Annotated in this window: 8 protein-coding genes and 1 pseudogene; 8 read left to right on the top strand and 1 reads right to left on the bottom strand. The window is 57.2% G+C overall.

What is annotated here, in order from left to right:
* On the bottom strand, window positions 1-956 hold a 956-nt coding region (locus tag CYD26_RS19205; protein ID WP_102053338.1), incomplete at its 3' end, for an IS5 family transposase.
* A gap of 76 nt (window positions 957-1032) precedes the next feature.
* Between CYD26_RS19205 and xerC the strand changes: the two are divergent.
* From xerC to CYD26_RS19165, 8 genes and pseudogenes are all read left to right on the top strand, one after another.
* Window positions 1033-1701 (top strand): annotated as a pseudogene (xerC, locus tag CYD26_RS19200) (tyrosine recombinase XerC); the annotation flags it as partial.
* 11 nt (window positions 1702-1712) lie between these two features.
* A complete protein-coding gene (locus CYD26_RS19195; RefSeq protein WP_033898932.1) occupies window positions 1713-1997 on the top strand; it encodes a hypothetical protein in 285 nt (94 codons plus the stop codon).
* 224 nt (window positions 1998-2221) lie between these two features.
* Entirely contained in the window at window positions 2222-3703 is a 1482-nt protein-coding gene (locus CYD26_RS19190) for a sigma-54-dependent Fis family transcriptional regulator (protein WP_033898930.1), read from the top strand.
* A 48-nt stretch (window positions 3704-3751) separates the two neighbouring features.
* Window positions 3752-7135 carry a DEAD/DEAH box helicase family protein gene (locus tag CYD26_RS19185; RefSeq protein WP_102053335.1) on the top strand — a complete coding sequence of 1128 codons (3384 nt, stop codon included), beginning with the start codon at window positions 3752-3754 and terminating at the stop codon, window positions 7133-7135.
* A gap of 32 nt (window positions 7136-7167) precedes the next feature.
* Window positions 7168-8751 carry a class I SAM-dependent DNA methyltransferase gene (locus CYD26_RS19180; RefSeq protein ID WP_102053334.1) on the top strand — a complete coding sequence of 528 codons (1584 nt, stop codon included), beginning with the start codon at window positions 7168-7170 and terminating at the stop codon, window positions 8749-8751.
* A complete protein-coding gene (locus tag CYD26_RS19175; RefSeq protein WP_102053333.1) occupies window positions 8748-9941 on the top strand; it encodes a restriction endonuclease subunit S in 1194 nt (397 codons plus the stop codon). The genes CYD26_RS19180 and CYD26_RS19175 overlap by 4 nt, the downstream gene beginning before the upstream one ends.
* Before the next feature lie 14 nt (window positions 9942-9955).
* Window positions 9956-11782: an AAA family ATPase gene (locus CYD26_RS19170; protein WP_102053332.1), complete on the top strand. Its 1827-nt coding sequence runs from the start codon at window positions 9956-9958 to the stop codon at window positions 11780-11782.
* Window positions 11783-11885: 103 nt separating this feature from the next.
* Entirely contained in the window at window positions 11886-12263 is a 378-nt protein-coding gene (locus CYD26_RS19165; protein ID WP_102053331.1) for a hypothetical protein, read from the top strand.
* The last annotated feature ends 10 nt before the right edge of the window (window positions 12264-12273 follow it).

The raw sequence follows: 12273 nt of genomic DNA, 5'->3' as shown, positions 1-12273 counted from the left end.
AATAATTGCCGGCGCACCATCCACAGATTCGACAGGGCAAACAGCGTGGTCAGTTGCGCCGTGTTCTTGGCCAAGCCACGGAAGCGGGTTTTCACATACCCGAATTGACGTTTGATCACTCGGAATGGATGTTCGACCTTCGCTCGCGCCTGCGCTTTGACCTTCTCGATCTTGCGTCTGGCTTTGTAGAGCACGCTGCGTTTGCTCAAGTGCTTGTAGGTGCTACGACGAGCCGCAATCTGCCAGATCACCGGCCGCCCTTCATGCTCTGGCCGCTTCTCCACGCCGGTATAACCCGCGTCGGCACAGACGACATTTTCATCGCCATGCAACAGGTGAGCGACCTCCGTTACATCGGCCACATTCGCCGCTGTGCCGTGGACGTGGTGCACCAGGCCCGACTCGGTATCGGCACCGATATGCGCCTTCATGCCAAAGAAATACTGATTCCCCTTCTTCGTCTGATGCATTTCAGGATCGCGTTTGCCTTCCTTGTTCTTGGTCGAACTGGGCGCGTGGATGATTGTGGCGTCGACAATAGTGCCCTGGCGCAACGACAGGCCCTTGTCTCGCAGGTAATTGTTGATGGTTTCCAGAATGCCCGCCGCCAACTGATGCTTCTCCAGCAGGTGCCGGAAATTCATGATCGTCGTGTCTTCGGGGATAGGAGCGCTGAGCGTCAGCCGAGCAAACTGGCGCATCGAAGTGATCTCGTACAGCGCCTCTTCCATGGCAGGGTCGCTCAACGAGAACCAGTTCTGCAGCAGGTGAACACGCAGCATGGTTTCCAGTGGGTACGGCTTGCGACCACCGCCGGCCTTTGGGTAATGCGGCTCGATCAATGCCACCAAACCGCTCCACGGCACCACCTGTTCCATCTCGGCCAGGAAACGCTCGCGACGGGTTTGCTTGCGCTTACCGGCGTACTCGAAATCGGAAAAGCTCATCTGACTCATGGAATGGCGGGCTTGCAGAGGGCAGTTGGACGGAGGGCTATTTCAGCACAGGTCAGATGGCCTGTGCTGACTTGATCGGAGAATCCTTAGTGAGGCAGCTGACCGCTTCGAGTTTACCTCGCCATACCTCAACATCAAATCACTGAAAGTCCCCAAGACAGACGTGGAGCCCTTCACTCTGGATGAAGTGCTGCAGATCCTCAGCACAGTGCGTGACGATTTCCGCAACTACTACACGGTGCGTTTCTTCACCGGCATGCGCACAGCCGAAGTTGATGGTTTGCAGTGGAAGTACGTCGACTTTCAGCGTCGGCAGATTCTGATCCGTGAAACCTGGGTGGGCGGCAAGCTCGACTACACCAAGAACGACGGCTCACAGCGTGAAATCGACATGTCCGAGCCGGTTTACCAGGCCCTCATCGGCCAGCGGGAGAAAACCGGCAGCGGCCAGTTCGTCTTCTGCACCCGCGAAGGTACGCCGCACGCATACCGCAACATCAACGACCGGGTTTGGTACCCGCTGCTGCGACACCTGGGTTTGCGCAGGCGGCGTCCCTACCAAACCCGCCATACAGCCGCGACCCTCTGGCTGGCGGCTGGTGAAAACCCGGAGTGGATCGCCCGGCAGATGGGACACACCACCACCGAGATGCTGTTCCGTGTCTATTCGCGCTATGTCCCCAACCTGACGCGGCGTGATGGCAGTGCCTTCGACAACCTGATCAAAGCCAATCTCAAGGCCTGAGGAGTTCCACCATGAAACTGATCAAACGTGACAACGTGACCCCTCTGCATCCATCAATGGAGGCTCGCGAGCATAAGTACCTCAAGCATCTGGCTTCAGCCATGAGTCACTACCTCGAGAACCCCCATGGCACTGAGCTTGTTTGCATCCTGGGCTCTGGCTACGAGAAGGATAACCGGCATGCCCTCGAAACCTGGGTCGCCTATCACCGCAACGAAGTTTTCGAAAAACGCCTGGAGGGGCGTAGCTCGCTGGATTACCTGATCGAGAAGCTTGAAAGCCTGTTGGCTAACTAAGTTCACAAGGGGCCGAAAGGCCCCTTCATCGTTCTACCCCGGCAGCAGCTCATACCAATATTTGCTGGGAGCAAAAGCCGTGCTGTTGCTACAGCTCAACTTGAACATCCAGTCAGGCAGTTAAAGACCCGGGTTGAAGGATTGGTTTACTATCCGGACGTGAGCCAGAGCACATTTTCTCCTGCCCGCTGATGGGCAAGAGGGAGGCCGGGAGAACAGGGACAGTGGTAAACAAGCAACGCGTATTGGCCAGTTGGGTTGGCGGGAATGATCTCAAAGCAGTCGCAGGCGCTGAGGCAGGCCCGATCCTGGCGACCCTGAACACGGTTTCCGTTGATAGCGTCGAGCTTCTTTGCTCATACCCCGCCGAGCGCGTTGAGCCATACCTGACCTGGCTACGCCAGCAGGTCGATTTACCCATCACCGCGCATTACGTGTCCTTGTCTTCCCCCGTTCATTTCGGCGAGATCTACCAGGCCGCCAGTCAGCATTTAAAGCGCCTGAGTACTTCCGCAAATCAACTCTCCATTCTGCTCAGCCCCGGTACGCCGGCCATGCAAGCGGTGTGGATTCTGCTGAGCAAAACGCGCTATCCGGCGACCTTCTTCCAGTCCTCCCTTGAACAAGGCGTGCAGCAGGTTGAGGTGCCGTTTGAGATCGCCGCCGAGTATGTGCCAGCCGCCACTGCCATCAGCACCGACAAGCTGGTTCAGCTCGCCGGGCTGGATGCGCCTGTGGATGCAGCCTTCGACAGCATCGTGACGCAGAGCGAGCGCATGCTGACACTCAAGGCGCAGGCACAAATACTGGCGGCCAAGCAGGTGCCGGTACTGATTTACGGCGAAACCGGTACCGGCAAAGAGTTGTTTGCCCGCGCCATTCACAATGCCGGCCCACGTTCTGCTGCGCCCTTTGTGGCGGTGAACTGCGGTGCCATTGTGCCGGAGCTGATCGACTCCACCCTGTTTGGCCACAAGAAGGGCGCATTCACCGGCGCGATTGCAGATCGCCCAGGGGTGTTCCAGCAGGCCCACGGCGGCACGCTATTTCTGGATGAGTTCGGCGAGCTGACACCAGATGTTCAGGTCCGACTGCTGCGCGTATTGCAGGAAGGCACCTTCACCCCGGTAGGTTCCAATCAGGAGCTCAAGGTCGACGTACGGCTGATCACCGCCACTCACCGCAACCTGATGCAGGAAGTCGCTCACGGGCGCTTCCGTGAAGACCTGTTCTATCGCATCGCCGTGGGCGTACTGCACCTGCCGCCGCTTAGAGAGCGCGAAGGGGATCTGCTGTTGCTGTCCGAAGCGCTGCTAGCAGGTATTGCCAACCAGGACACCAGTCTCGGTGATAAGAAAATTTCCGCAGAAGCAAAAAATCTTATCCTTCAGCATCCCTGGCGTGGCAACGTTCGTGAGCTGCAATCCACCTTGTTGCGCGCAGCGCTCTGGTGTCAGGGTGATTTGATTACTGCCCACGATATCGAGCAGGCACTGTTCAAGCTGCCGCAAGCGCAGGCTGATGTATTGGCCATGGATGTTACCCAAGGTATTGATCTACAACAGGTAATTGCTGAGGTGGCAGGGCATTATCTGCGCAAGGCGCTGACGCTTACCGGCAACAACAAAACCCGGGCAGCCAGCTTGCTAGGTCTGAAAAGCCAGCAAACGCTGAGCAATTGGATGGACAAATACGGCATCGAATAAAACTGGCACGGTCCTCGCTATAGGACCGATATGGACAGAATCGCCTTTATGAAATCAGTCAATTTCGAGTTCCTCCGCCCCGGCAACGAGCTGCTGGCCAACCTCGCCGGTCTTGCCGAGGCTGTACTGCACATCGATCCGGGCAGCGCGCTCACCCGTCTGCGCAGCTTTGCCGAAGAGCTGACCAAAGCCATCTATAAGGAAGAACTGCTGCCGCGTATGCCGCAGTCGAGCTTCTACGACCTGGTGAAAAACCCGGTGTTTGTTGATTGCGTCAGCAAGCCGCTGGTGCACCAGATCAACTTCCTGCGCATCCAGGGCAACGACACCGCCCACGGTGCCGAGGGCGATTTGCGCAATGCCCAACTGGCTCTGAAAACGGCCTACCAACTGGCCATGTACATGGCCATCAAGTATTACGGCACCGCGCAGGCTTCGATCCCCGCATTTGCCGAGGTCAAAGACCCAACGGCAATGCTGGCCAGCCTGCAGAAAACCGTCTCCAGCTATGAGAAGGAACTCAACCAGCAGCAGGAAGCGCTGCAGAGCGTGATGGACAAGCTGGAGCAGGAGCGCACCCGCCACCTCGACAAGGTCGACCCGCCTGCCAAGCCTGACCAGCAAAAGCGTCAGCAGCAGAGCCAGCAGGTGGCCGACAGCCTGCAGTGGAACGAAGCCAAAACCCGCGCATTGCTGATCGACGCCATGCTCCTGCAAGCCGGTTGGGATGTCAGCAATCCCGCGCAGGTTGGCCAGGAAGTCGAAGTCGACTTCCCCGGCAACGTTTCCGGCAAGGGCCGTGCGGACTACGTGCTATGGGGCGACAACGGTCAGCCCCTGGCCGTGATCGAGGCCAAGAAATCCGGCAATGTCAGTCTGCAAGCCGGGCGCGAACAGGCGCGCATGTACGCCGACGGTTTCGAGCGCATGGGCATGCAGCGCCCGGTGATTTTCTACAGCAACGGCTACGAGACCTTTATCTGGGACGACAAGCAGTACAACACCTATCGCCCGGTGTACGGCATCTACAGCAAGGACAGCCTGGAATACCTCGCCTATCAGCGCCAGTATCGCGTCCCCACGCTGGAGAAACACAACCCAGAGCTGAGCATTGCCGACCGGCCTTACCAGATCGAAGCGATCAAAACCGTCGCCGCGCACTTCCAGCAGCAGCGCCGCAAAGCCCTGATCATCCAGGCCACCGGCACTGGCAAAACCCGCGTGGCCATTGCCCTGGCTGAATTGCTGCTGCGCACTGGCTGGGCCAAGCGCGTGCTGTTCCTCTGCGACCGCAAAGAGCTGCGCGTGCAGGCCGATGACGCTTTCAAGCAAAACCTGCCCAGCGAGCCGCGCTGTGTGATCGGCGAAACCGGCAAGGTCGACCAGACCGCGCGCATCTACATCGCCACCTACCCGGGCATGATGAACCGCTTCGCCCAGCTTGATGTGGGCTTCTTCGACCTGATCATCGCCGACGAAAGCCACCGCAGCATCTACAACAAGTACCGCGACCTGTTCGACTACTTCGACGCGCTGCAGGTCGGCCTCACCGCCACGCCGGTGAAGTTCATCAGCCGCAACACCTTCGATATTTTCGACTGCGAAACCACCGATCCGACTTTCGAGTTCGGCCTCGATGCTGCCATCAATAATGAGCCGCCTTATCTGGTGCCATTCCGCGTGAAGGACCTCACCACGGACTTCCTACGCGACGGCATCCACTACAACGACCTCAGCGACGAGCAGAAGCGCCAGCTCGAAGAGGACCTCGGCGAGGAGGAGGCCAAGCGCACCACCATCGCCGGCAAGGACATCGGCCGCAAAATCTTCAGCGAAGACACCGACCGCATCATCCTGGAAAACCTGATCAACAACGGCATCAAGGATGAGACCGGCTCACTGGTCGGCAAAACCATCGTCTTCGCCCAGCGTCAGGACCACGCCGAGCACCTGGAAAAGCTCTTCTGCAAGCTCTACCCGCAGTACGGCACCAAGGTCTGCAAGGTCATCCACAATGCAATCCCGCATGTGGACACCCTGATCAAGGAATTCAAAAAACCGGATAACGATTTCCGCATCGCCATCTCGGTCGACATGCTCGACACCGGTATCGATGTACCGGAAGTGGTCAACCTGGTGTTCGCCAAGCCGGTCAAATCCTGGGTCAAGTTCTGGCAGATGATCGGCCGTGGCACTCGCCTGCGCCCAAACCTGTTTGGCCCCGGTAAACACAAAACCGAGTTTCTGATTTTCGACCACTACGGCAACTTCGATTTCTTCGAGCAGGAGTATCAGGAGCCGGAAGACACCGGCAGCAAATCCCTGCTGCAAACCACCTTCGAAGCCCGCCTGGCGCTGGCCCAGGCCGCCCTGCGTCACAACCATGCCGCTGCCTTCGATGCCGCCATTGCCCTGCTGCGTGCCGACATCAACGACTTGCCTGACACCAGCGTGGCGGTAAAGCGTGAGCTGCGCGCCGTGCACCAGTTGCAACAAACCCAGCAGCTGCAACAGTTCGATGGCAAAACCCAGCACCTGCTGGCCAACACCATTGCCCCGTTGATGTCGGCCCGCGTGCTGCGCGACAAACACGCCACTGCGCTGGATAAGCTGATCGCCGGTATTCAGTGCTGCCTGGTCGAGCAGGCCACCTGCTTCGAGGACGGAAAAATTGCCCTGCTGGCCGAGTTGGACAAGCTCGCCGTGAATATCCAGGCCGTCCGCCAGAAGGATGCCCTGATCGCCGAAGTACGCAGCGCCGACTTCTGGCTGCAGCCGAGCATCGACAAGCTGGAAAACGCCCGCCAGGAACTGCGCGGCATCATGAAATATCGTCAGACCGGCACCGGGCCGGGTGATGGCATAGGAACCACCAAAACCAAGGATGGCAACCTGCTGGGCGACGAGCGCGCGGTGTACATCACTGGCGCCAGCGAGGCCATGATCTACCGCCGCCGCCTCAAGGACATCCTTGCCGGCATGCTCGCCGCCAACCCGACCCTGCAGAAAATCCACAAGGGCGAGCCTATTGCCGAGAGCGAGTTGAAGACGCTGACCTCGACCATCCTCACCAGCCACCCCGGCGTCAGCCTGGAGGTGCTCAACGAGTTCTACGGTCGCACAGCCGATCAACTGCACCTCACCGTACGCGAGATTATTGGCCTGGATGCACACGCCATCGAGGCGCATTTCACCAGCTTCCTCCATGCCCATCCCAGCCTCACCGCCCAGCAGGTGCGCTTTATGAACCTGCTGAAAAACTACATCGCCCAGCACGGCAGCATCGTGATTGAAACCCTCTACGACGCGCCGTTTTCCAGCATCTCCCACGAGGGTATCGACGGTGTTTTCGCCCCCGCCGATGTCACCGAGCTGGTGGCCGTGCTCAAACCCTTTTTGAAGAACCCCGACCAGCCCGGCACACCCGCCTGATGGCCGCTCAACCTACAGATCGAGACCACTGAATGCTCACCGGCAAAATCCGCAACGATATCGACAAGCTCTGGGAAAAGTTCTGGACTGGCGGCATCACCAACCCGCTGACCGTGATCGAACAGATCAGCTACCTGATGTTCGCCCGCATGCTTGACATGCAGGAAGACGTCGCCGAGCGCAAAGCCAATCGCACCGGCAAGGCCTTCGACCGCCTGTTCCCCAATACCCCGGAAGGCCAACTGCTGCGCTGGAAGAACTTCCGCAACATGAGCGGCAAGGAGCTGCACAGCCACCTCAAGCAGAAGGTTTATCCGTTCTTCGCCCAACTCGGCAGCGCCGAGGGCGAGGGTGGCGAGCGTGAAGGCCTCGGCCATATCAGCGAATACATGCAGGACGCCGATCTGGAGATCAAGAACGAGTCCGTCCTCACCTCCGCCGTGGAGATGGTCAATGACCTTCCGCTGACCCAGAGCGACGTAAAGGGCGATATCTACGAGTACCTGCTGAGCAAGCTCACCACCGCCGGTATCAACGGCCAGTTCCGTACCCCGCGCCACATCATCGATGCCATGATCGAGCTGATCGCCCCGCAGCCGACCGAGGTAATCTGCGACCCGGCCTGCGGCACGGCGGGCTTTCTCGCCCGCACCATGGAGTACCTCAACCGCGTGCATTCCAGCCCGGAAGGCACCTTCACCGACGAAGACGGCAACCTGCATTACTCCGGTGACCTGCTCGAACCCTACCGCCAGCACATCAACAGCCAGATGTTCTGGGGCTTTGACTTCGACACCACCATGCTGCGCGTCTCCAGCATGAACATGATGCTGCACGGCGTGAACGGCGCGAACATCCGCTACCAGGACTCCCTGAGCAAATCCATCAAGGAGCACTACCCGCGTCAGGAGCAGGACTTCTTCGACGTGGTGCTGGCCAACCCGCCGTTCAAAGGCAGCCTGGACGAAACCAACACCAACCCCGACGTGCTCGGCCTGGTGAAAACCAAGAAGACCGAGCTGCTGTTCGTCGCCCATATCCTTCGCTCGCTCAAGCTTGGTGGCCGCGCCGCCGTGATCGTGCCGGACGGCGTGCTGTTCGGCTCCTCCAAGGCTCACCAGCAACTGCGCCAGGAGCTGCTCGACAACAACCAATTGGAAGGCATCGTTAGCCTGCCTAGCGGCGTGTTCAAACCTTATGCCGGTGTCAGTACCGCGATCCTGATTTTCACCAAGGGCGGTACCACCGAACGTGTGTGGTTCTATGACCTGCAGGCCGACGGTTACTCCCTGGACGACAAGCGCACCGAGCTGAAAGGAGAGGGCAGCAACGACCTGCCCGATGCTATAGCCCAGTGGCATAAGTACCGGCAGATGATTGAGGGCAACCTCAGCGCCAGCACCATCAATACCCTGTTCGGCGACAAGCGCAAAAAGGCCTTTGTCGTGCCCGCCGAGGATATTGCTGCCAACAAGTACGACCTCTCCATTAATCGCTACAAGGAAGTGGAGTACCAGCAGGAACAGTACGAGGACCCCAAGGTGATTCTGCAACGGCTCAAAGGGCTGGAGCAGGAGATTCTGGCGGATCTGGATGAGCTGGAGGAGATGCTGTGAGTTATTCAGCGCCAGAGACTTGGGCGAAAGTTTCTCTTGGTGAATTAACCAGTGGAACTCGCCCAATTTGCTACGGGGTTTTGAAGCCGGGAGAGTACACTGACGGCGGTGTGCCTCTGGTGAGAATTACAGATATCTCCGGGAACTATTTTGATGACTCGGATCTGTATTTGATTTCTGAAGATCTTGATCGTGAGTTCTCGCGCAGCAAGCTTGTTGGTGGGGAGATATTGATATCTATCCAAGGCACTATAGGTCGAGTCGCTATATGTCCTGAAAAATACAAGGGCGCAAATGTCTCGCGAACTATTGCGATTATTGAGCCCGATGATCGAGTATGCAAAAAATATCTCTATTGGTTCCTTCGTTATTATGGGGAAAGAGAACTGTTTGACGCCTTCGGTGCAACTAGGGCCAGTCTGAATATTGGGACGCTTAGGGATCTAGAAATTCCCCTCCCACCCCTGCCCGAACAAAAGCGCATCGCCGCCATCCTCGACAAGTCCGACGCCATCCGCCGCAAACGCCAGCAAGCCATCCAGCTCGCCGACGACTTCCTCCGCGCCGTGTTTCTGGACATGTTCGGCGAGCTTGTCACATCTTCTGGCTATGCAAACTCGCAAAAATACAAGCTGTTGGAGTTGGTTGATTACATTGACTACAGAGGTAAGACCCCTGAGAAGTCAGAGTCTGGAATTCCTTTGATAACGGCAAAAAACGTCAAGAGTGGATATGTCGATGATGAGCCGAGAGAGTACATTCCCGAAGAAAACTATGACGCATGGATGACGAGGGGCTTTCCTAGAAAGAACGATGTTCTTTTTACTACTGAAGCGCCGCTCGGAAATGTTGCCTTGCTAGGTGAGTATGAGAAGGTTGCAATTGGTCAGCGTTTGGTAGCTCTGCGATCCAAAGGGAAGGTGACACATGAATACCTCCTGTTCTTGTTGCTGCATCCTTTTATCCAAGACTTAATTTGTGCTCGCTCTTCCGGTAGTACGGTAAAGGGGATTCGCACAAAAGAGCTTTATGCCATTGAACTTCCAGTGCCGGATATGCAAAAGCAAAGAGAGTTTTCAGCTGTTTACTGGAAAAGCAAATCGCTCAGGAGCAATCAAGAGTCCGCACATCAATTGGATGTGTTGAATTTCAGTGCACTGTCTCAAAAAGCCTTTGCTGGTCAGCTGTAGATAAGGAAATCCCCATGCGCCTCAAGTCCGTCAAGCTCACCCATTTCCGCGGCTACCGTAAAACCACCGTCATTCCCATCGACGAAGCCATGACTGGTATCGTCGGCCGCAATGACTATGGCAAATCGACCATCCTCGAAGCCTTGGCGATCTTCTTCGAGAGCGGCGACGTCAAGGCCGACAAGAGCGATATGAACTGCTTCAGCCTGGCTGAGGGCGCCGAGCAGTTCGAGATTGCCTGTGAGTTTGACGGCCTGCCTGAAGCACTGGTGTTGGATGAGAATGCCGAGACTTCCTTGGCGCAGGAATACCTGCTCAACGCCGAGGGTGCGCTGGAAATTGTCAAAACCTTCAAGGGCAACACCGGCAAGCTGGAGCGCACCGCCATCCGTTGTCTGCATCCTGCGGATGAAGCGCTGGCTGGGCTGTTGAGCCTGAAAATGGCCGAACTAAAAAAGCTTGGTGAGCAGCAGTGCGTAGCCGAGCAAGTGGCGGACAAACGCGTTGCATCGCAGTGGCGGCAGGCTATCCGTGCTGCAGCACAGCCCATTGCCTGTAAGGAGACGCTGCTCGACGTCAGCAAAGGGCTTTCGACCGACAGCAAGTCTATCTGGGAAAAGATCGAGTGCCAGCTTCCCACCTTCGCCCTGTTCAAGGCGGATCGTGAAAGCAGTGACGGCGATGCAGAGGCCAAGAATCCGCTGCAGCAGGCGGTCAAGGAAGCTCAGGCTGCATTGCAGGATCAGATCAACGCACTGGAGCAGCAGATTGAGGCCAGCGTGCTGGATGTCGCTACCCGTACCCTCGACAAGTTGCGGGAAATGGCTCCCGAGCTGGCCAACGAGCTGACCCCGCGTTTCAAGGAAAAGCCCAAGTGGAGTTTTAGCTTCACCCTCGATGGTGAGAACGGTATCCCCATCAACAAGCGCGGCAGCGGCGTACGCCGATTGATCCTGCTCAACTTCTTCCGCGCCGAGGCAGAGAAGGCGGTAGTGGGCTCCCAGCGCAATGTGATTTACGCCATCGAAGAGCCGGAAACCTCCCAGCACCCGAACTACCAGATGATGCTGATGAAGGCGCTGCTGGAACTCTCCAACCAGCCCAACCGGCAGATCATCGTCACCACCCACGTCCCTGCGCTAGCTGGCCTGATGCCCATCGACGGCATCCGCTATGTGACCAAGGATGAGAACGGTATCCCCATCGTCAAAATGCCCAATGACGATGTGCTCAAGGAGGCCGCAGAGAGCCTGGGTGTGCTCCCCGAAACGGGTATGGAGCGCGCGAAGGGAATCATCCTGGTGGAAGGCAAGAGCGATATCACCTTCCTGCGTCACACGGCTAGCACCCTCAAGGCGGCAAACGTTATTGACCGCGATCTCGATGATCAGGGACTTATCCCGATTCACGTTGGCGGCTGTGGAAACGTGAAGCATTGGGTCACCCACCGGCTTGCCGACGAAATTGGCCTGCCGTGGTGCGTTTTCCTGGACTCAGATCTTGGTGATCCTTTTCAGCACAAGACTAATCTCAAGCGGAAGCTGGAAGTAGAGGGCCTTGGTCGGCCTTTCTACTCGACTCGTAAGCGCGAAATCGAAAATTACCTGTGCCCAGATTTGATTCTGCAGGAAGCCGGTGTTGCGGTTAACTTTACGAATACCTGCGATGCCAAGCAGATCATTGGTGACGCAGTGGGGATGAAACCAGACGATGTTTCAGATCGATTTTGGCCACTGATGAGTGCCGACAAAATCCTCCTGCGCTCGATGTACCAAGATGGCGACAAACAGCGCTCGGAGCTGAAAGAGCTCGTTGAGAGTTTGCTGGCGTTGGTTCCTTGAATCCCGCGTGGTGTATGGCTCTGCTGAAGCGGTTTGGTCTGCCTGCTCCCAGTGCAGGGGATAAACGGGACAGATTTATTTATTCAGGATTTGAGGCAGTTATATGTCAATCTGGACGGGCTTGAAACGCACTGTCGCTGTGCTGGGTTCGGCTGCGGAGGCCGTTTCGCGAGCGCTTACAGTGCTCAACGACTTTCTGGATGACGTTAATCGCTCATCGGCTGAATTTAACCGTTCACTCAAGGAACGCCTTGAGGCAGGAAGGACTCCTGCTCTGGAAACGCAGGTGAAAGTTCTTGAGGCTCAGATTGCCCATCCGGAGATTTTTTCGGTTTTACCGCGTCAGGTCATGGCCAAGCGTAAGGAGCTTTTGCAGGTTTATGAGGAGCTGGCTGGCCGCCTGACGGGAGAAGCCGCAGATGAGGTTCTGGTGAAAAGGGACAAGCTCCGGGCGGAACTGCGCGAAAAGACTGCAAGGTAGTCTTGGTATT

This window comes from Pseudomonas sp. FFUP_PS_473 (genome assembly GCF_002858665.1).
Classification (GTDB): Bacteria; Pseudomonadota; Gammaproteobacteria; order Pseudomonadales; family Pseudomonadaceae; genus Aquipseudomonas; species Aquipseudomonas defluvii.
This window is presented reverse-complemented; position numbering and strand designations above follow the sequence as displayed.